Origin of the sequence: Shewanella phaeophyticola (assembly GCF_025398315.1) — a bacterium.
In the GTDB taxonomy this organism is placed as follows: domain Bacteria; phylum Pseudomonadota; class Gammaproteobacteria; order Enterobacterales; family Shewanellaceae; genus Shewanella; species Shewanella phaeophyticola.
The window spans coordinates 452,039-472,187 of record NZ_JAODOQ010000001.1 but is presented as its reverse complement, the minus strand read 5'-3'; the positions used below and the strand labels follow the sequence as shown (position 1 = coordinate 472,187).

Genomic DNA, 20,149 nt, shown 5'->3' with positions numbered 1-20,149 from the left:
CAGTCCGTTGTTTGCATAAATTTGAGCGCCCTGAATTTAGCGCATTCCTCGAGATGTTTTAATACATTCATACGCAGCTTGAATATCTTGCGCTTTGGTTTTGGCCAGAGCCATCATTTCTTCTGGTAGCCCTTTAGCCACTAATTTGTCGGGATGATGCTCATTCATCAATTTACGGTAAGCACGCTTAATATCTTGATCGGAGGCCGAATCAGCAAGGCCTAACATCACATAAGCGTCGGTCAGCGGCATTTTATTGCCTTGCGGCGATTGATGATGGCTAAACTCAGCTTGCCAGCGAGCCAGTAACGCATCAAGTTGCGATGCCATCCCCAATTTATTCGCGATAATTGATAAAATTTGTTTCTCATTGGCATGCAGTTCACCGTCAGAAAGCGCGGTTTGAATTTGAATCTCTAAGAACATTTGCGATAATTCAGCACGGCCTTGAGTGACGTGACGAAACTGTTCCAGCTCTTTAGTTAAATCAAAGTCGGCCTGGCGACCATGCCTAAACGCTTGTTGAGCATCGATACGCGATTGCCCTGTTAACTTCATTTGATCCATTAGCATGGTGGCAATTCGAATGTCGTTTTCAGTGACACGGACTCGACGCTTTCGCCATATGTCCCATCACGGCAAAGGTGGCGTTAAAAAATATCGCCTGACGTTCGCTACCTTTTCGCATTAACGACGCTAACCCTTGGCGTTTATCGTATGCATGCCCAAGCCACAATCCTAAAAATGCGCCAAAAAAACGGCCGAACATAAACCCGATAATAAACCCGAAAACTTTACCCCAAATGCGCATTTTACCTTCCGCTTTATTTAATAATTAACTTTTTATACCACTTTCATCACGCTAGCGCTGAGCCTGTAACCTTATTTGTAATTGCTCAAGCCTTGCAATGGTGCCTACATCACACCAATAACCACTAAAATGTTCACCTTCAATACGTTGCTGCGCTATCGCATCTTTCAGTAAAGGCTCTAACGCTTGGTTGCCTGCTGGCAAAGCGTAAAATAATTTCGGATGATAAATCCCTAATCCCGAAAAGGTAAACCTTTGTTCATCGCTAAGATTAAGCTTTGCCTGTGCACTAATGGCAAAATCCCCTAAAGGATGATGCTGCGGATTATCAACTAACCATAAAAATGCATCAGCTTGATGCTGAGCAACCCGTTGGTAAGCCAAACTCAGCTCAGGCAGGTAGTCGATAAAAACATCACCATTAATCACTAAAAAGGGCTCATCACCCAAAAAATTGAGCGCCTGTTTAATGCCACCTGCGGTTTCTAATGCTTCGGTTTCAGCGCTGTAATTGATTTGCAGCCCCCAACGTTGTCCATCGCCAAGCTGTTCAGGCAGTTTATGTCCTAACCACGCATGGTTAATCACCACCTGTTTAACCCCTAAGGCGGCGAGCTTTTCAAGATGGTATTCAATCAAAGGTTTTCCGGCAACATTAACTAAAGGCTTTGGCAAGGTGTCGGTTAACGGGCGTAAACGCTCGCCTCGGCCTGCGGCCAAAATCATCGCTTTCATGTTTAATAACCTGCCTGAGTGGATTCCGTTATGGGTCTTTGCTGCACTAAAGGGGCGATAACCGTTTCAACCCACGCGCTAAACTCGGCTATTTGAGGATATGACGCACCAATATCAACAATGTATTGCAAGGTTAATGGAATATCAGCCAAATAACCGCGCTTACCATCACGATGATATAAACGCGCAAAAATGCCAGCAGCTTTGATATGGCGTTGTAGCCCCATTAAATCAAACCATTGCTGATATGTCGTAAAATCAACCTCATCGTCGAGTAACTTGTGCTGCTTGATTAATTGATAATGATATTGCATCAATTGTTGTACCTGTTCATCAGGCCAGCGTACATAGCAGTCGCGCAATAACGATACAGCGTCGTAAGTGATTGGCCCTAATACCGCATCTTGAAAATCAATCACTGCAAGCTTATCAGCATTGATGAGCAAATTGCGACTATGGTAATCACGATGCATACCCACTTTAGGTTGCGACATGGCACAGTCTGTTAACGCAGCAAATGTGGCTGTGATCATTTGTTGTTCATTGTTCGTTAACGTGTAATCTATGTGCTTATTTACCAACCAATCAATGAAGATCATTAATTCACGCTGCACAAACTCACCATCGTAGTCGGTTAACGGTCCCTGCTCAGTGTCAGTGACACTTGCAATAGTGGGTAATAAATTAAGCGCTTGTTGGTAATAGTCGACGACATTTTGCCGGTTTAGCACGGACAATAACTGTTGCTCACCCACATCCGTTTGCAAGACAAACCCTTGCTCATTACAGGTTGCAAGCACTTCTGGCACACATAACCCTGCCGCATGGTAAGCCTTAGCTACAGCAACAAAAGGCGCAATAGGCACCAAGTGTATTGGCGAGTCTGACACAATGTAATGTTTGCCAAAATGGTGAATACGAAAGTAACGACGAAAACTGGCATCACCACAAATTAATGAAGGCGTCACCTCTGCTTCAAAATAATGGTTTAACCAGTGGCTTAAGGCGACAAATCTTGGATCGGATAAACTCATCTCAATGGCTCTTCACGAAAAATTGCTTTATTATAGCCAGCATAACATTTGGAAACAGCTAATGAATGGAATGTTTTATTTAGCTGAGTATCTTTTTCTCTCCAAAACTTTTCCTGAATATGAAATCATAAATTATTGACAACAATGCAGATCCGTTATTTTCTGACTCTATGCCTACTCCCCAATATCGTTATAGCTGAAGAAGCTAACACGACTGAACTGCCAACATCGCAATGCTTTGTTACGCCACCGGTTTCCCGCTCATTTGATGACAGAGCTGCATTAACAGGGATCGATGACGAAGAAATCGTGATTATCAGTGACTTTTCTAACGCTGCATTTAACGCGCAAGCCGAATTTACTGGTGATGTGAGTTTTAGCCAAGGGCAGCGACATATTGCGGCTGACAGCGCGATTTTAGACCAAAAAAATCAACAATTAAGCGCTAACGGCAACTTAATTTTCAAAGACGATTTATTTACCGTTACCGCCGACTCACTTGAAGCCCAAATGAGTACCAACAGCGCTACATTACAAAAAGCTCAGTATTGGCTGCATGGTCAACAAGTCCATGGTGATGCAAGCAAACTGCAAATTACCTCAGAAAACAATTTATTACTGACCAAAACCAATTTTACCACTTGTCCTCCGGGCGATGAATCATGGCTGTTAGAAGCCGACATGATTAAAATCGACAGCACAGAAGAATGGGGTGAAATTTGGAATGCAAAATTACGGATTGCCGATGTCCCTATTTTGTATATTCCATACATGACAGTTCCTGTGTCAGACAAACGTAAAAGCGGCTTTTTGTTTCCAAGCTTTAGTACTAGTACCACCAACGGTGTTGAAATCAGCACACCTTATTATTGGAATATTTCACCCGAATATGATCTAACCTTTACACCTCATTACATGTCATCTCGCGGTTTATTTACCAAAACAGAGTTTCGTTATCTTGCCGGAGAGCAGCAAAATGGCCAGTTTAACGTTGAATACTTAGACAGTGATGACAACTTAAGCACAAAAGCTGACCGTTATCTTTATCACTGGAGTCACCAGGGTGCCATAAATGCAAATTGGCGAGTAAGATCTGACTACACTAATGTGTCAGACAACAATTATTTCAACGATTTAGATTCAGACGTTAACCAGTCAACGGACAACCAATTGTCACGTATTGGTGAGGCGAGCTACTTTGAACGCAATTGGGATTTCAATATCCGCGTTCAAGACATTAAAGTGTTAGGCGAAGATGAAAAACCGTATCAAGTCATGCCGCAGTTAAACTTTAATTACCGCACTGAAGATATTATTGACTCAATTGATTTTAAATTTAACTCTGAGCTGACTAATTTCCGCCACCAAGATGATGATTACAATACCGCTAATCGCTTGCATTTAGTGCCGAGTTTAATCTGGCCAATTCAAGGACCTGCGGGCTCATTCACCAGCGAAGTCAAATTGATGCAAACTCAATATTGGCAACAAAACCTAGACGATGACTCAACCTTAGATAAAAACGTCAGCCGCACCATTCCAGAAGCACGCTTACATGGCCAAGTTAACTTTGAACGTGCAACGCAGCTGTTTGGTGAACAATATCGTCAAACGTTAGAGCCGCAAGTGCAGTATCTATACGTAGGTTATGAAGACCAATCAAACATTGGTATTTATGACACAGCAGAACTACAAGAAGATTACTACGGTTTATTCCGTGACCGTCAATACTCAGGGTTAGACCGTATTGCCGATGCCAACCAATTTACGTTAGGTTTTACGACCCGCTTATTTGATCACTCAAACCGTGAAAAATTTAAATTCAGTGTTGGCCAAATTATGTATTTGGAAAGCTCTAAAGTGAGTATTGATGACACCTATGAAGAAAGTTCACCTTCAACGTCAGTATTAGCTGCAGAATTAGATGCCCAATTATATGATGATTGGTTTATTAGTGGTTCAGTACAACATGACACTGAAACGGGCGAAAACAAAAAGAACGAAGTGACTTTAGATTTCCGTCCAAGCAATGACAAATTATTGCAGTTAAGTTATCGTTACGTGCCTGATTTATTGAACACTAACACCAATGACCAGGTCGATATTTCACAGGCTGGCTTTAGAACATCTTGGCCAATCAGCGATGATTTGTATTTTGTCGGTAACTACTATTACGACCTAAATGAAGCTCGTAACATTGAAACCTATACCGGTTTTCAATATGAGTCTTGCTGCTGGGCGGTTCGCTTAAGTTACCATTACCGCATTAAAACCAACTATGATGATGATTTAACAGACATCGACAGCACCAGTGAAGAGTTTGAAAGCGGCGTATACCTCAACTTTGTGATTAAAGGTTTAGGCGGTTCTGGCTCGTTAGGTGTCGCAGACATGCTAAACGAAGGCTTATTTAACTACCGTAAGCCACTTTACTTGAGGAATTAGTATTCTTTTGTGATAGATTGCTGAACCTAGCGATAAACTCATAGTCCAATAACAACAAACATGCTGTTGAGTATGAAGTAGTAACCTTATTTTGGCGATGTATCGCCAGTTTATATTGAATTGAATGTGCCAAGGATTTTGTGGATGAAACACAGTAAAAAAATGATTTTTGCATTACTTGCGTTGGCAATAAGCCACACCAGTGTTGCAGCACCAGTGCAATTAGACCGCGTATCGGTACAAATTAATGATGGTATTATTCTCGAAAGTGAAATCAAAAACATGATTGTCACAGTAAGGGCTAACGCAAAAGCGGCCAATCAAACACTGCCTTCTGAAGACGCGCTTCGCACCCAGGTGATTGAACGCCTTATTTTAACTCATTTACAAATGCAAATGGCTGAACGCATTGGTTTGCAAATCGGTGATTTACAATTAGACCAAACCATTGAAAACATCGCTAAAGAACAAAAAATGACTGTGGCTCAAATGCAACAGACAATCGAAAGCGAAGGTAGTAGCTTTAGTCAATACCGTGAGCAATTGCGCCAAGAAATTACCCTAGGTGAAATTCAACGTATTCAAGTTCAACGTCGTATTCAAGTGTCGCCACAAGAAATTAGCGGCCTGGTTAAACTGATTGAAGAACAAGGTTTAAAAGATGTTGAGTTTCAAATCGGTCACATCTTAATTGAAATTCCGAGTAACCCAAGCAGCGAACAGCTTGAAAACTCTAGCCGTCGTGCTGATATCGTACTAAAACGCCTTAATGATGGTGATGATTTCCGTAGCACAGCCATTGCAGCGTCATCAGTACCTAAAGCCCTTGAAGGTGGTATTTGGGACTTTATGAACATTAACGAAATGCCAACGTTGTTTGCTGAAGTCGTTAATGGTGCTAAAAAAGGCGATATTATTGGCCCAATTAAATCAGGATCGGGTTTTCATATCATCAAAGTGGTCGAAACTCGTGGTCTGCAAACGCAAGAAGTGTCAGAAGTTAAATCTCGCCACATTCTATTAAAGCCGTCGCCAATTTTATCGGAAGAACGCGCTAAAGCGATGCTAGAAAACTTCTTAACTCAAGTACGTAGCGGAGAAGCAGACTTTGCTAAACTCGCAAAACAGTATTCAGAAGATCCAGGTTCAGGGGCTAAAGGCGGTGAATTAGGCTGGGCAGATCCTAACATTTATGTGCCTGAGTTTTCACAAACATTGGCTAACTTAAATGAAGGCCAATACAGCGAACCATTCCGCACTAGCCATGGTTGGCATATTGTTCAACTCGAGTCGCGCCGTAAAACAGACGCAACCGATCAATTCAACAGCAATCGTGCTCACCAGTTAATTTTCCGTCGCAAATTTAACGAAGAATTACAAAACTGGTTGGATGAAATGCGCTCAGAAGCTTATATTGAAATTATTGAGCCAGAAACGCAACGAGGTTAAGCAAGATCAATGACTAAACGTATTGCCATTACTCCGGGTGAACCAGCAGGCGTCTGATCCCGACTTAGTCATCAAACTCGCTCAACAGGCATGGCCTGTTGAGTTAGTTGTTTGTGCCGATCCAGATCTTTTGATTAATCGGGCAAAACGACTCGGTTTACCGTTACAATTAAAAACCTATAACCCTAATCAGCCACCGCAACCACAAGCGGAGGGCACTCTGACAATTTCACCTTTTGCACTTGCAGAGCCTGCAGAGTGCGGCGTGTTAAATGAAGCCAACAGCGCTTATGTAGTCGACACCTTGCGTTATGCTGGTGAAAAAAACATGTCTAATGAGTTTGATGCTGTTGTTACAGGCTCCTGTGCACAAAGGCATAATCAATCAAGCCGGTATCCCATTTAGTGGCCATACCGAATTTTTTGCCTTACAAGCAAACTGTGCCGACGTAGTGATGATGTTAGCCACACCAGGATTGCAAGTCGCCTTAATGACGACCCATATTCCATTAGCGTATGTCGCTAAAGCCATAACACGCGACAGACTGCATCACATTATCGGTATTTTACACCGTGAGCTTGTGAGTAAGTTTGGTTTAGGTTCACCCAAAATTTATGTGTGTGGCTTAAACCCGCATGCAGGAGAAGACGGCCATTTAGGCCGTGAAGAAATTGATACCATGATCCCCGCGCTTAACGAGTTACGAGAGCAAGGAATGGACATTGTTGGCCCACTGCCAGCAGATACCCTATTCCAGCCTAAGTACCTTGAACAAGCTGACGTGGTGCTCGCGATGTATCATGACCAAGGATTACCTGTGCTTAAATCATTAGGATTTGGCAAGTCGGTCAATATCACCTTAGGTTTACCTTATATCCGTACCTCTGTCGATCATGGCACTGCACTTGAACTTGCAGGCACAGGCAAAGCGGATAGCGGCAGTTTTACCTGTGCATTAAACAAAGCCATCGAATTGGCCTCAAAAAGTAAGTAACCCATTTTAATGAGCAATAAAGTACATTTAGGCCACACGGCCAGAAAGCGTTTTGGACAAAACTTCCTCACTGACCAAGGGGTTATCAGCAGTATCGTTGGCGCAATAGCACCTGATAACAACCATGTGATGGTTGAAATTGACCTCAGGTTTAGGTGCGTTAACTGAGCCTGTAGCAGACTCCATCGACAACTTAACCGTTGTTGAGTTAGACCGTGATTTAGTTGAACGTTTGCAAGTGCATCCTATCCTTAAAGATAAGCTAACCATTCACCAAGGTGATGCATTACAGTTTGACTTTAAGAAGCTACAACAGCCAGGCAAAAAGATGAAAGTGTTTGGTAACTTGCCTTACAACATCTCAACCCCGCTGATGTTTCATTTGTTTGAGTTTGCAGAGCAAATTGAAACAATGCACTTTATGCTGCAAAAAGAAGTGGTATTACGCCTTTCTGCAAGCCCAGGCACTAAAGCTTATGGCCGCTTAACAGTCATACTTCAATATTACTGCCAGGTTGTGCCGGTACTAGAAGTGCCACCACATTGCTTTACTCCACCACCAAAAGTGGACTCAGCAGTAGTGCGCTTATTGCCATATGAAGTTAAACCTTGGCCATGTAAAGACGTGAATGTATTACGTCATTTATGTTCTACAGCGTTTAGTATGCGCCGTAAAACATTACGAAATAACCTGAAAGCCTTGCTGTCTGATGATGAATTTGCGTCATTAAACATCGACTCCAGCATGCGGCCAGAACAAATTAGTGTTGAGCAATATGTCGCGATGGCTAATTTACTGTGCGATAAAAAAATTAATAATAAGGGCATGCTAAGCATGCCCTTATTATTTTCCCCTACACAGGAACTCAAATGAGCCAAGTCGAATCGCCAATTAAAATTAAAATCGACACCCATTATTTAGAACAACAATCGGATGTCGCTGAGAGCAAGTACCTTTTCAGCTATACCATCACTATCATTAATCTGGGTGATAAAAATGTGACCTTAAAAGACCGTCATTGGATCATCACGGATGCAAACGGTAAAGAGAGTGAGGTCAGCGGCTCGGGGGTAGTAGGTGAAACCCCAACCATTACCCCCAATACCGCTTATCAATACTCTAGCGGCACCGTCATGGAAACACCTGTCGGCTTTATGCGAGGCTTTTATGGCATGGAAGATGATAAAGGCCAGAGATTTCTAGCCACCATCCCAACATTTCGTTTAGCGGTACCGGGAATTCTACAATAACCATGGCTCATTATTTTGTCGGCGATATTCAGGGTTGCTTTCACGAATTAAGCTTATTACTGCAAAAAGTCGATTTTACCCCCTCAAAAGATCAACTTTGGGCAGTAGGAGACTTAATTGCTCGTGATCCAGACTCGTTAGCAACCTTGCGCTTTTTTGAGTCACTACAAGACTCAGCCAAAGTCGTACTAGGTAATCATGATCTGCACCTACTTGCGCTTCATGGCAAGCTAAAAAAAATCAACCCACAAGATAAGCTGTCTGAATTACTCAACGCACCTGACATCAATAACCTAATAGGTTGGATACGCCAGCAACCGCTAGTTAGGACGTTGCCAGAACATAATATCATCATGACTCACGCAGGGGTTCCGCCTCAATGGGATATCGATACTCTCACCAGTGAAGCCAAACAAGTGAGTATTGCTCTAAAAAAAGACGATTATTTAACCGCACTTATCGCGAAAATGTACACCAACACTCCACAACAATGGAATGTGGATTTAAAGGGAGTAGATCGACTGCGGTATTGTATTAATGCATTAACCCGAATGCGTTTTTTACATTTAGATGGTCGCCTCGACTTTGACTGCAAATCTTCACCACTAAAACAAACAACGACAAACTTAAAGCCATGGTTTGAATTCGATTCACTGTGCGCACCACAGAACACGCTAGTGTTTGGTCATTGGGCAGCGTTAATGGGGCAAACTAATAACGCTCATTTTAACGCACTCGATACTGGTTGCTGTTGGGGAGAGCACCTCACATTATGGCATCTTGAAAATAATGAAAAAATTACCCAAAAAAGGGTCATTTAACGTTAAACTAAAGTAGCAGTTTGCCGATAGCAAACTATGGGATTTATTACATTTGCCTGAGAAACAATTGTCCGATAATAAATTCAGCTTCTATACCCAAATAAAATTAAAATCAGGATCAAATAATAATTACCGGAGTATTGTATGAAAATTAACGTAGCGACTAGAGTGATTGGTGGCTTTGGTGTCGTCACCTTACTCATCGTATTTCTAGGCGTGGTAACGCTACTGAGCAACAACAGTATTAAAGATGGTACCACCATCCTTAAAACGATTAGCTTACCTGCGCTTGAAACGACCAGTGTGTTAAATGAAAACCTCAATACCCAACAAATTGAAGCGTTAGTGGCTTATTACAGTACGCATTCATCAAATATTCCTACTGTTGAGAAAAAACTTTCTGACCTCAATAGCCGTTTCGAAAATGACTTAACTAGTTTAAGTGACTTAGTCAGTCAACAAACACAACTCACTGCGTCCCTAAATGCGTTAACCCAAAGCTATAACGCTTATGAAGCAAGCGCAAACAGTATGCTTAATGAGCGCAAAGATGCATTAAGCTTACAAGAAAAGCTCAATGATATGCGCAGCGACCTTGAAAATGCCGCTGATGACTCTTCATCAATCTTACTCGACATAATCGATCTTGAAACCAGTGAAGATGAAACTGAGCGCAGTCTTGCCGCCTCTGCTAGCCTTGTTGATGGCACCTTCATCAACATCATAACCACCATATATGATTTAGTGGCGGCAACAGAGCAAAGCAAATACGACCTTATCATCAAAGAACTAGATTACATGGTCAGTGAAGCCACAGGTAAACTTGACTACATTAACCGTCAGGGTAGCGGTGTGGTGAGTAACTCAATCCTTGAAGACTTAACAGCAGAAAGCGCCAAAGTATTCGCCTTACTTACTGGCAATAACTCCATTATCAACCTTAAGCAGCAACAATTAACCCACAGTTTTGCCGCGACCAAACAACTTGCTCAAACCCAAAGCGCCGCAAAAGACGTCAATACCACAATGACCGAACTCGCTAAGTCAATTGACTCATTTGCAGGTGATATCAGTAACGAAGCGCTAAGCATCATTGACTCGGCATTTTATAAAACCCTCGGAGTGGTTCTTTTTGCCATTGTAGTCGCTATTGTGGTCAGTATTGCCGTCATAACCCCGCTCACCAAATCATTAGAAAAAGTGAACCAAGCCTTAACGGTACTAGCCTCTGGTGATTTAACTCATAAGTTAGATGACACTGGCCATGATGAATTTGCTGAGTTGGCCAAAAACTGTAACCGTTTGGTCGACAGCTTACGCAGCCTTATTGTGGGTATTGTTGACAGGGCAAATCAACTCGCCGCAGCAGCAGAACAAACATCAGCAATTACCTCGCAAACAACGATTGGTATTCAAGAGCAAAAAAACCAAGTTGACCAAGTTGCAACGGCAACCACGGAACTGAGCTCTAGTGCTCAGCAGGTTTCAATGAGCGCCGATCAAGCCCTTAACGAAATCAAACAAGCAGACCAAGAAGCACAGCACATGCGCTCACTTGCAGAAGAAAGCAAAAACACGATTATAGCCCTTGCTGATGAAGTTGCAAAAGCCGGTATTGTCATTAACAAAGTGCATTCAGACAGCGCCTCAATTGGCTCTATTTTAGATGTTATTCGTGGCATTGCCGACCAAACTAACTTGTTAGCACTTAACGCTGCCATTGAAGCTGCAAGAGCGGGTGAGCAAGGCCGAGGCTTTGCTGTTGTCGCTGATGAAGTCCGTAACCTAGCGTCGCGTACTCAACATTCAACCAGTGAAATTCAACAAATGATTGAAGTATTACAAGTCGGTACTCAAGAAGCCGTTGCCGTAATGGAGCTCGGTCGCAACCAGGCAAACAGTTGTGTTGAAAAGAATGAACAGGCAAACATTGCCCTAGAGACAATCAGCCAGTCAGTTCACAAAGCTTTCGACTCAGGCAACCATATTGCCCACGCAGCACAGGAGCAAAACATTGTCAGTCAGCAGGTTTCTGAAAAGCTAGAGCACATTGCATCAATTTCAGAAGAAACCGCAACAGGTGCAGATCAAACGGCACAATCTAGCCATCAAGTAGCAGTGCTTGCTGAAGAGCTACAAGCTTCTGTACGCGAGTTTAAAGTATAGTTAGCACACACACTTTAAGTAAATCTCAAAAAGGCTCATCATGCGCCTTTTTCTTACCCTTCCCTCGTCGTTTTTTTTACAGAGGAGCTTTGACGATTATTTAAAGAAAGAGTTTACAGCCTTAATAATGAGTGATGGTTAGTGCAGCAACAAAGAGTCGGATTGGTATAAAACATAAAAAAATACCGATAACATGTTATCGGTATTTTTAGTTAACCAGTTCAATACAAGTTAACGCTTTATCGTCTGATTAAGATTAACCACCAATGCGACCTTTAATCGCTGCAGTGATAGGCCGCCATCATGACCATTGGCCGCAGCCCAGTCTAAAATGGTTGTGCCGTCAGCCTCAGGGGCTGCTAGGTCAGACGATGGCATACGTTTTGCGATAAACTCACCGACATCATTAGCACTTGAATTGTAGGCAGTACGCAATAAACTGCTGCCATCACAAGAAATGCTTGAATAAACATTACGTAATTTAACGCGACTTTCTTTCAACTTTTTACGTAAGCGGTTTTTGTCATCTGATTTTACATAGTCACAAATGTTTGCTACTAATTGTTCTGTATTGGCAACAGCAGGGGCTGACACAGAAGATGCTGCAATCATAGCCGCAATAGCCACAGGCAATAGACGCATCTGACACTCCTTCATATATTTATTGTTATATAGCTTGTACACGCAAAGCGTTACACTCCACAGATATACAAAAATCTCAGGGTTTACGTGATTAATTTAGCATTTTTTCACGAGTGTGTTAAAGCTATATTGCAATCCTTTGTCGTTTGTTAAGCTTTCTGAATTCTCTATTACCCACGAACCATCATCCCAAGCAGGAAATACCGTGTCACCTGCGACATCTAAATCAATCATTGTTAAGTACAATACGTCAGCTTGGGGCAGCAATTGTTCGTAAAGCTGACCGCCACCAATAACAACCACCTCAGCACAATCACCTGCAGCTTTTAACGCAGCATCAAAGTCAGTAACACAAGTTACACCGTCAATACTAAGCTGAGGATTACGACTAATCACGATATTATGACGCCCCGGCAAGGGTCGACCGATTGATTCATAAGTTTTGCGCCCCATAATCACCGGCTTAGAAAGTGTCATAGCTTTAAAATGGCGTAAGTCTTCCGGTAAATGCCATGGCATTTTGTTGTCCTTACCTATGACTCTATTGTTAGCCATAGCGGCAATCATTGCGATACGCATTGAGTTAAATCCTTATTATCTCGAGGAGTAAACGAACAGATAGGTTTACTGAACATGCCGCTCAGTATATCAAATTAAATAATCGGTCTGGTGCGGTAATAAAGCAGGCTTGGTAATGCTAAACCCACAGCTAGAGCGCCAAGTATAAACACCGTTTTAAGGCCGTTTACAATCACTTGTGCAGTAAGCTCTGGGCTCACCTGGCTTTGAGCCGTTAATTGAATCAGCGCAATCACGGTATTAAATGCGTAAGTTCCAGGACCATAGGAATGATAGCCGCGACAGCATACATCAGCGGAGGAGCCAAATGACGCTTAGCAAAACGAATAGTAATCAGTCCTACTAGGGCTGCGGCAACAAACGTTGCCCATTCAATTGGCATAGAAAATTGCAGAAGCAGAGTTCTTGAGCTGTGACCAATAGCACCAGCAATGGCGCAATAAACTAAATAACGTTTAGGCACGTTAAACACCATGGCAAAACCCACAGCAGGAATAGCTGAGAAAAACGCATCATGTAGCAGTAAATTTAAAAAAGATAACATCTAAAAAAATACCACCCATTTGCATCGCGATGGTAATGCCAATCACTGACGCTAGAGTCAAAAGAGTTGCATGCCCCCATCGTGATATGCCTACATTCATGTGACCTTTAACCATATCAGAAATGGCATTAATTAATGGAAAGCCTGGCACTAACATAAGCACACTCGCTGCCATTGTGGCTTGAGGCGTTTGGGTAATAGGCCATAAATAACCCATTTGAGCTACAGCGGTGATAACAAATGCGGTAAGCGAAAAATTGACTAATAAATTAAAATGACGAGATGCTAAAAATAAACGTACCATCATGCCAATAGAGGAAGCAAAAAAGGTAATGATGCTGGCAATTAAGTCACCATCAAATAAGTGACAAAAGCTAGCACAAGACAAGCCAATCATTGGGACAACGGCAAGTGCTGGGTAAGATTTAGGCTTGATATGGGCTAGGCGTCGTCTAACTTCATTAGCACCATAAATGCCCTTTTCTGTCAGCAAACAAATACGCTGCAACTCACAGATGACCATCATATTAATGCCATGAGCACGAATGCGTCTCGTGGTAGTAATACAGCGGCCATGAACAAGGCTCGTGAGCACAAGTGCATTGGAAGAAATTGATAATTCAATACTGGCAAGCCCGAGAGCTTTACCAAGACGCTGACTGATCTCTTCAACGAGATCAGACTCAGCACCATAGGCCAACAGTAATTGCGCACAGCGAACTACAAGGCGGGTAATATCATTTTGGCTATCTGCGTACACGATATCCTCAAATGAGCAAATTAACGTTGGTAGATAACTTCTACATCGTAATCATCATCGTCGAAATCATCATCAAAGTCATCATCATAATCTTCATTAACTGAATCATCTGCACCTTGGTGATAATTATCCCACTTAAACTCGACATCTTTGTCTTCTGGCAATAACTCTTCAACCACCGGAATACTCTTGATGTAATCAAGCATCTTAATGCTCAACTCTTCAGTTCCTGTGCGGTTGTAAGCAGACATAGTGTAAACATCACCTTGCCAATCTAACTCTTTCACTATGTGGTCGATTTTCTCTTGAAGTTCTTCTTCAAGTAATAAATCAGTCTTGTTAAACACTAACCAACGTGGCTTAGACGCCAACTTAGGTGAATATTTTTCAAGCTCGCCCACAATTGCGCGAGCAGAGTGTACTGGATCACTGCCATCAATAGGTTCGATATCGATAATGTGCAACAGCATGCGACAACGTTCAAGATGCTTTAAGAAGCGAATACCTAAACCAGCGCCTTCTGCAGCACCTTCAATCAGCCCAGGAATATCAGCAATAACAAAGCTTTGACCTGGACGAGGGTTAACAACCCCCAAGTTAGGCACTAATGTGGTAAACGGGTAATCAGCCACTTTTGGCGTTGCACGTGAAACCGCACGAATAAAGGTCGACTTACCCGCATTTGGCATACCAAGTAAACCAACATCAGCGAGCAATAACAACTCAAGCTTGAGTGCGCGAACTTCACCTGGCGTACCAAGCGTTTTTTGGCGCGGAGCACGGTTAGTACTGCTTTTAAAGCGTGTATTACCTAAACCGTGGAAACCACCTTTAGCGACAAGCAGTTTTTGCCCATGCGTAGTTAAATCGCCTAATGATTCTTCAGTTTCTTGATCGATAGCACGTGTACCTACGGGTACTTGGAGAACCAAATCAGCGCCACCATGACCTGTACAGTCACGCCCGCGGCCATTTGAACCTCGTTCAGCCATATGGAAACGAGTAAAACGGTAGTCAATCAGGGTATTCAAGTTTTCGTTAGCTTGCAGATAAACACTGCCGCCATCGCCACCATCACCACCATCTGGCCCACCATCTGGAACATATTTTTCGCGTCTAAAGCTCACGCAACCGCTTCCGCCGTCACCTGCTTCTACGCGAATATTCGCTTCATCAACAAACTTCATACTGACTCCTGACGCCACTTATTCTGTAATTATAACCCCAAATCAATGGGATTTGCAGGAAAGCGCTGAAGATAGCATTCATCACGATATCGCCTACTGCATATAAACTAAAATCATCAAACTTCCCACGGAAATTTAATGATATAAAAAACACAAAAGCCCCACCATAGGCAGGGCTTTCGAGATCTAGCTTTGTAAAGAATTAAGCTTCGATGCTAATAAACTTACGGTTATTAGGATCTTTAACTTCAAACTTCACTTTACCGTCTGTTAATGCAAATAATGTGTGGTCACGACCAACACCTACATTAATACCAGCGTGGAATTTAGTACCACGTTGACGAACGATAATGTTACCAGCTAGAACTGATTCACCGCCAAAGCGCTTAACACCAAGACGTTTACTTTCTGAATCGCGGCCGTTACGAGTAGAACCGCCAGCTTTTTTATGTGCCATGAGTTAGACTCCTAAATTATGCGTTAATCGCAGTGATTTTAACTTCAGTGAACCACTGACGGTGACTTCATCTTTTTGTCGTGGTGCTTACGACGACGGAACTTAACGATAGTTACCTTTTCGCCGCGACCGTGGCTTACTACTTCAGCTACGACTTTACCGCCAGCAACTAAAGGAGCACCAACATGTACTGTTTCACCATCAGCGATCAATAAAACTTGATCGAACTCTACGGTTTCACCAGTAGCAACTTCTAATTTTTCTAAACGAACTGTATGACCTTCAGCAACACGGTGTTGCTTTCCGCCACTTTGAAAAACAGCGTACATAGCTATTTTACTCCAAATGACTAACACGCTAACTCATATTATTGACGAGACTAGGTGCTAAAAAACTTTTAATGACAATGGGCGCGGATTCTACGCGAAGATTTTGCATCAGGCAAGTCCTAATTTACATTCAAATAAAAAAGACGACATAACCGCACACTATTCATTAATAGCTAATGTGCCTTACCTAAAAATTAGCTAATATATGTTGCCTAAGAGGCTTGCGTAAAAACAAACGTCTTAACGCATGTTTTAACCTCATTTTGCAGCATTGCTAACTTAAATAAAGTAACAAAATTCGCAATATGCGTGATGTAACACAAGCTTAGTAGAATAGATACTTTGAAAAATAGTGGCCATATCCTGTAAGATGTGCGCTCAAATTCGATATGACTTATTAAGGGTGCAAACTCTGTCGCCCAACAACCAGAGACTATTATGGATTTAAACGCCATTCGTCAACTGGCTGACACTGATATGCAAGCAGTCAATCAGCTGATATATAAACAACTTGAATCAGATGTAGCCTTAATTAACCAACTCGGTTTTTACATCATCAATGGCGGCGGTAAGCGTTTACGTCCGCTATTATCAGTATTGGCGGCGAAAGTCGTCGATTATCAAGGCGAACAACACCTTAAACTTGCGGCTATTATCGAATTTATCCACACCGCTTCTTTACTGCATGACGATGTTGTTGATGAATCCACTTTACGCCGCGGCCGCGAAACCGCCAATGCATTATTTGGTAATAGTGCCAGTGTGTTGGTAGGAGACTTCCTGTATACCCGCTCATTTCAAATGATGACCGAGCTCGACAGCATGAAAGTGCTCAAAGTGCTTGCGCATACCACCAATATTCTTGCTGAAGGTGAAGTACTGCAGTTAATGAACTGTAATGACCCTAATACCAGCGAAGAAAACTACATGCGGGTAATTTACTGTAAAACAGCCAAGTTATTTGAAGCTGCTACTCAACTGGCAGGCGTACTTGCCAATGTGACTCCAGAGCAAGAGCAAGCACTAGGTGATTACGGCAAGTTTTTGGGCACCGCATTTCAGCTCACTGATGACTTGCTTGATTACACCGCTAATGCCGACGACTTAGGTAAAAATATTGGTGATGATTTAGCTGAAGGCAAGCCAACGCTACCACTCATTTATGCGATGGAGCATGGTTCAGATGCGGCTAAAAAGCTCATCCGTGAAGCCATTGAGCAAAGCGATGGCACTAAAGCTATCGATGAGATTTTAAAAGCATTAGAAGAGTCGGGTGCATTAACCTACACCGAAGAAAAAGCACAATCAGAAGCACAAAAAGCCATTGATGCATTGTCCGTGTTTGCTGACAGTGATTATAAGCAAGCGTTAATTTCTTTAGCTCACCTATCTGTAAACCGTAATAATTAATCGCCATGGCGCATTTAACTGGGGTTGAATGCGCCTAAGCGTCTACACTTGCCAATCAATGGCTTTTTCATTTCTGCTAAGTAAGATTTTGTTAATCTTCGAAAAATGCTGACACCCAAAAAAACCTCGATAAGCCGATAATGGCGACGGATGAGCCTGTTAATACCTCATGCTGCGGTGCCGTTATTAATCGACCTTTTTTAATTGCGTGATTTCCCCAAAATGCAAAAACAATTGGCCTAGTTTGGGCATTTAATTGCTTTAATACTTCATCGGTAAAGGTTTCCCAACCCATTTTTGCGTGAGAATGCGCCGCCCCTTGCTCTACCGTTAATACCGTGTTTAACAGCAATACCCCCTGCTTTGCCCATTTTGTTAGCTCGCCATGTTCAGGCAACGTAAAGCCATCAATGTCATTGCAAAGCTCTTTATACATATTGGCTAATGATGGTGGAGGCTTAACCCCTTTTTCACTGAAAAAGACAACCCATGCGCTTGATTTGAAGCCATGATAAGGGTCTTGCCCTAGTATCACCACCCTCACCTCATTTAATGGAGTTAAATCAAATGCTGTAAGCACTTCATCACAAGGGGGATATATCACTTTACCTTCAGAACGCTGTGACGCGATAAACTGTTGCAGCTGTTGATAATAAGATTGATTAGCTTGTTGTTCTAGCAAGGCTTGCCAACTGTCTAGCATCGCATACTCTCTAACACATAATATAAACGGATAAATATGATGCCAAACACGAGTGGACAAATAAAGCATTGGAATTTATTTGAGATGACATGCGTAAGCGATCTGTCGATTAAGATCCCATTCATTAATTTTTTTACCTGATATTTTAAATAGAAATCGTTACACTCAATGGAAACTAACTCACCAAAAGTGGATCTGATGTCTGAAGAAAAAACTGAACTCACCATGTATCAAATAGCCGATCAATTTATTGCTCTTGCCAATCAATTAAGCCAACAAGAAAATGATATTGGCAAAGTCGGTACCGCGATGAGATTTGCATCAGCACGCTATAACGCGTTTGAAGCCGCAATTAAGTCAACCGACTTAGCAGCAGAAAAAGACAATGCATTGGAATGGTTTTCTAACGAATTTAAAGCCATGTTAAATGAAAACTTGGATGACCATATTGCCCATCCCCCAGTACCAGCACAAAAACCTGCTGATGATAGCGTACAGGTATTTAACGGGGAGTAACAACCCAGAGTACCAAAGTAAAAAAACCATCTTATGATGGTTTTTTTGTTTCTCGTGCGCATTAAAGCAAAGAGTAAATCACTCTTATCGCCAGTAAAATCAGCACCACACCAGACAGACGGTCAATTAATTGCGACTTTTCACGCAACTTAGGCAATACCGCTGCATGTGATAATACAAATGCGATGATGGTATACCAAAGACCATCAACCACTAAGGGAGTAAACACAATTAACCCCTGACCAACAGTGGTTTGTGCCGCAAGCACAAACTGGCTAAATAATGCTAAAAAAACAATAAAATCTTAGGATTAAATAATGAAATCGCAATGCCATCACGTGCAGCCTCCCATAAACGGCTCGGTTTGCCTGCGGCTAATTTTTGTTGCATCCCCCCTTTAGATCGCAATGACTGAATCCCTATCCAGGCTAAATACAGCGCTCCCACAACGGCAATGGTATTAAACATCATTGGCGAGGCTTTAAGTACCGCTGCTAATCCAAGTAATGTCACTAACGCGTAAACACCGATCCCAATCGAGTGCGCCCAGGCACACACCACTCCATGTAAACGCCCACCACTCAAAGTATGCCTTACCACCATTGCTAAGCTCTGCCTCAGGCGACATCGCCCCCAAACAACAAATGGCCAACAGTCCTAACCAAGCACTAAATGTCATAACACCTCTGTTTTATTTTTAACAACCAATTAAGCGTGCGCTGCTAATGTAACGCCACTTTTGTATTTGATAAAGCAATAACAGAGAAAACCATGACAACAATAATGATGGTATTGCTAGGGATTATTTTTGCAGCAGTCGCGGGGCTCACCTTGGCTAAAATCAAAGGGAAATCGATCCCAACCTTAGTCATTGTAATGTTAGCGGTAATGGGTCTTTGCTTTGCGGGTGTGCTGGCATTTATTAATAAAGGCGAAGATTATCTCGCTTATCAAGCGCTACGCTGGCAACCACTGCAACCAAATAAAATTCCTCAATACCTGTCGCAAAGTAAAATAGTGTTTGTTGACATTACGGCCGACTGGTGTGTGCCATGCCAAACAAATAAATAAAGCGAATGTGTTGCACCGAGAACAAGTGGTAAATCAATTAAATCAACCTAACATTATCCTTATGCAAGGTGATTGGACCCAAGCAAATACCGTAATTGAGCAATACATGGGGCAACAATCCGTAGCCGGAACCCCTTTTAATAAAGTGTATAGCTCAGTTTATCCAGACGGTATTGAGCTCCCCAAAGTGTTGATGATTGATGACATACACTATGCTCTATCACTTGCTCAGCCTCACAATTGA

General features: G+C 42.4%; 16 protein-coding genes and 7 pseudogenes. 11 read left to right on the top strand and 12 right to left on the bottom strand.

Annotated features, from left to right (window positions below):
* Positions 1 to 36 precede the first annotated feature (36 nt).
* From djlA to N4T56_RS02270, 3 genes and pseudogenes are all read right to left on the bottom strand, one after another.
* Positions 37 to 811, bottom strand: a pseudogene (gene djlA / locus N4T56_RS02280) (co-chaperone DjlA).
* A 51-nt stretch (positions 812 to 862) separates the two neighbouring features.
* Positions 863 to 1,546 (bottom strand): N-acetylmuramate alpha-1-phosphate uridylyltransferase MurU, encoded by a 684-nt coding sequence (gene murU, locus N4T56_RS02275; protein ID WP_261732075.1) that lies wholly within the window; start codon positions 1,544 to 1,546, stop codon positions 863 to 865.
* Between the two features lie 2 nt (positions 1,547 to 1,548).
* On the bottom strand, positions 1,549 to 2,580 hold the full coding sequence (locus tag N4T56_RS02270; RefSeq protein ID WP_261732074.1) for an aminoglycoside phosphotransferase family protein: 1,032 nt from the start codon (positions 2,578 to 2,580) through the stop codon (positions 1,549 to 1,551).
* A 144-nt stretch (positions 2,581 to 2,724) separates the two neighbouring features.
* Between N4T56_RS02270 and lptD the strand changes: the two genes are divergently transcribed.
* The 7 genes and pseudogenes from lptD (at position 2,725) to N4T56_RS02235 (ending at position 11,707) form a co-directional block, all read left to right on the top strand.
* Positions 2,725 to 5,025: an LPS assembly protein LptD gene (lptD, locus tag N4T56_RS02265; RefSeq protein ID WP_261734733.1), complete on the top strand. Its 2,301-nt coding sequence runs from the start codon at positions 2,725 to 2,727 to the stop codon at positions 5,023 to 5,025.
* Between the two features lie 144 nt (positions 5,026 to 5,169).
* A complete protein-coding gene (gene surA / locus N4T56_RS02260; protein WP_261732073.1) occupies positions 5,170 to 6,474 on the top strand; it encodes a peptidylprolyl isomerase SurA in 1,305 nt (434 codons plus the stop codon).
* Positions 6,475 to 6,483: 9 nt separating this feature from the next.
* A pseudogene (pdxA, locus tag N4T56_RS02255) lies at positions 6,484 to 7,469 on the top strand (4-hydroxythreonine-4-phosphate dehydrogenase PdxA).
* Positions 7,470 to 7,478: 9 nt separating this feature from the next.
* Positions 7,479 to 8,343, top strand: a pseudogene (rsmA, locus tag N4T56_RS02250) (16S rRNA (adenine(1518)-N(6)/adenine(1519)-N(6))-dimethyltransferase RsmA).
* Positions 8,340 to 8,720 carry a Co2+/Mg2+ efflux protein ApaG gene (apaG, locus tag N4T56_RS02245; RefSeq protein WP_261732072.1) on the top strand — a complete coding sequence of 127 codons (381 nt, stop codon included), beginning with the start codon at positions 8,340 to 8,342 and terminating at the stop codon, positions 8,718 to 8,720. Before rsmA ends, apaG begins: the two are co-directional and overlap by 4 nt.
* A 2-nt stretch (positions 8,721 to 8,722) precedes the next feature.
* Positions 8,723 to 9,541, top strand: a complete 819-nt coding sequence (locus N4T56_RS02240) for a symmetrical bis(5'-nucleosyl)-tetraphosphatase (protein WP_261732071.1) — start codon at positions 8,723 to 8,725, stop codon at positions 9,539 to 9,541.
* A gap of 144 nt (positions 9,542 to 9,685) precedes the next feature.
* On the top strand, positions 9,686 to 11,707 hold the full coding sequence (locus N4T56_RS02235) for a methyl-accepting chemotaxis protein (RefSeq protein WP_261732070.1): 2,022 nt from the start codon (positions 9,686 to 9,688) through the stop codon (positions 11,705 to 11,707).
* A gap of 256 nt (positions 11,708 to 11,963) precedes the next feature.
* Here the strand turns inward: N4T56_RS02235 and N4T56_RS02230 are convergent.
* From N4T56_RS02230 to rplU, 7 genes and pseudogenes are all read right to left on the bottom strand, one after another.
* Positions 11,964 to 12,349, bottom strand: a pseudogene (locus N4T56_RS02230) (DUF3718 domain-containing protein).
* 96 nt (positions 12,350 to 12,445) lie between these two features.
* On the bottom strand, positions 12,446 to 12,928 hold the full coding sequence (folA, locus tag N4T56_RS02225) for a type 3 dihydrofolate reductase (protein WP_261732069.1): 483 nt from the start codon (positions 12,926 to 12,928) through the stop codon (positions 12,446 to 12,448).
* A 74-nt stretch (positions 12,929 to 13,002) separates the two neighbouring features.
* Positions 13,003 to 13,472: pseudogene (locus N4T56_RS02220) on the bottom strand (threonine/serine exporter family protein).
* Entirely contained in the window at positions 13,441 to 14,232 is a 792-nt protein-coding gene (locus N4T56_RS02215) for a threonine/serine exporter family protein (RefSeq protein WP_261732068.1), read from the bottom strand. The pseudogene N4T56_RS02220 and the gene N4T56_RS02215 overlap by 32 nt, the downstream one beginning before the upstream one ends.
* A 20-nt stretch (positions 14,233 to 14,252) precedes the next feature.
* The gene (gene cgtA, locus N4T56_RS02210; protein WP_188919576.1) at positions 14,253 to 15,419 is read right to left on the bottom strand and encodes an Obg family GTPase CgtA; all 1,167 of its coding nucleotides are present in this window, start codon (positions 15,417 to 15,419) and stop codon (positions 14,253 to 14,255) included.
* Positions 15,420 to 15,621: 202 nt separating this feature from the next.
* The gene (gene rpmA, locus N4T56_RS02205; protein ID WP_261732067.1) at positions 15,622 to 15,876 is read right to left on the bottom strand and encodes a 50S ribosomal protein L27; all 255 of its coding nucleotides are present in this window, start codon (positions 15,874 to 15,876) and stop codon (positions 15,622 to 15,624) included.
* Positions 15,877 to 15,892: 16 nt separating this feature from the next.
* Positions 15,893 to 16,205, bottom strand: a pseudogene (gene rplU, locus N4T56_RS02200) (50S ribosomal protein L21).
* 438 nt (positions 16,206 to 16,643) lie between these two features.
* On the opposite strand from rplU, the gene ispB reads away from it, so the two are divergent.
* A complete protein-coding gene (gene ispB, locus N4T56_RS02195) occupies positions 16,644 to 17,615 on the top strand; it encodes an octaprenyl diphosphate synthase (protein WP_261732066.1) in 972 nt (323 codons plus the stop codon).
* Between the two features lie 91 nt (positions 17,616 to 17,706).
* On the opposite strand, the gene ung is transcribed toward ispB, so the two are convergent.
* A complete protein-coding gene (ung, locus tag N4T56_RS02190; RefSeq protein WP_390903998.1) occupies positions 17,707 to 18,318 on the bottom strand; it encodes a uracil-DNA glycosylase in 612 nt (203 codons plus the stop codon).
* Between the two features lie 198 nt (positions 18,319 to 18,516).
* On the opposite strand from ung, the gene N4T56_RS02185 reads away from it, so the two are divergent.
* Positions 18,517 to 18,834 carry a DUF3144 domain-containing protein gene (locus N4T56_RS02185; protein WP_261732065.1) on the top strand — a complete coding sequence of 106 codons (318 nt, stop codon included), beginning with the start codon at positions 18,517 to 18,519 and terminating at the stop codon, positions 18,832 to 18,834.
* Between the two features lie 61 nt (positions 18,835 to 18,895).
* Here N4T56_RS02185 and N4T56_RS02180 read toward each other — a convergent pair.
* Positions 18,896 to 19,513 (bottom strand): annotated as a pseudogene (locus N4T56_RS02180) (LysE family translocator).
* 92 nt (positions 19,514 to 19,605) lie between these two features.
* On the opposite strand from N4T56_RS02180, the gene N4T56_RS02175 reads away from it, so the two are divergent.
* Together N4T56_RS02175 and N4T56_RS02170 are read left to right on the top strand one after the other, a co-directional pair.
* On the top strand, positions 19,606 to 19,905 hold the full coding sequence (locus N4T56_RS02175; RefSeq protein WP_261732064.1) for a hypothetical protein: 300 nt from the start codon (positions 19,606 to 19,608) through the stop codon (positions 19,903 to 19,905).
* The gene (locus tag N4T56_RS02170; protein ID WP_261732063.1) at positions 19,880 to 20,149 is read left to right on the top strand and encodes a hypothetical protein; all 270 of its coding nucleotides are present in this window, start codon (positions 19,880 to 19,882) and stop codon (positions 20,147 to 20,149) included. The genes N4T56_RS02175 and N4T56_RS02170 overlap by 26 nt, the downstream gene beginning before the upstream one ends.

Excerpts from the sequence above, each read along its gene's own strand:
- surA (WP_261732073.1), top strand. The coding sequence starts at position 5,170 with ATGAAACACAGTAAAAAAATGATTTTTGCATTACTTGCGTTGGCAATA.
- cgtA (WP_188919576.1), bottom strand. The coding sequence starts at position 15,419 with ATGAAGTTTGTTGATGAAGCGAATATTCGCGTAGAAGCAGGTGACGGC.
- lptD (WP_261734733.1), top strand. The coding sequence starts at position 2,725 with ATGCAGATCCGTTATTTTCTGACTCTATGCCTACTCCCCAATATCGTT.
- murU (WP_261732075.1), bottom strand. The coding sequence starts at position 1,546 with ATGAAAGCGATGATTTTGGCCGCAGGCCGAGGCGAGCGTTTACGCCCG.
- ispB (WP_261732066.1), top strand. The coding sequence starts at position 16,644 with ATGGATTTAAACGCCATTCGTCAACTGGCTGACACTGATATGCAAGCA.
- N4T56_RS02185 (WP_261732065.1), top strand. The coding sequence starts at position 18,517 with ATGTCTGAAGAAAAAACTGAACTCACCATGTATCAAATAGCCGATCAA.
- N4T56_RS02270 (WP_261732074.1), bottom strand. The coding sequence starts at position 2,580 with ATGAGTTTATCCGATCCAAGATTTGTCGCCTTAAGCCACTGGTTAAAC.
- N4T56_RS02240 (WP_261732071.1), top strand. The coding sequence starts at position 8,723 with ATGGCTCATTATTTTGTCGGCGATATTCAGGGTTGCTTTCACGAATTA.
- folA (WP_261732069.1), bottom strand. The coding sequence starts at position 12,928 with ATGCGTATCGCAATGATTGCCGCTATGGCTAACAATAGAGTCATAGGT.
- ung (WP_390903998.1), bottom strand. The coding sequence starts at position 18,318 with ATGCTAGACAGTTGGCAAGCCTTGCTAGAACAACAAGCTAATCAATCT.
- apaG (WP_261732072.1), top strand. The coding sequence starts at position 8,340 with ATGAGCCAAGTCGAATCGCCAATTAAAATTAAAATCGACACCCATTAT.
- N4T56_RS02175 (WP_261732064.1), top strand. The coding sequence starts at position 19,606 with ATGACAACAATAATGATGGTATTGCTAGGGATTATTTTTGCAGCAGTC.
- rpmA (WP_261732067.1), bottom strand. The coding sequence starts at position 15,876 with ATGGCACATAAAAAAGCTGGCGGTTCTACTCGTAACGGCCGCGATTCA.
- N4T56_RS02235 (WP_261732070.1), top strand. The coding sequence starts at position 9,686 with ATGAAAATTAACGTAGCGACTAGAGTGATTGGTGGCTTTGGTGTCGTC.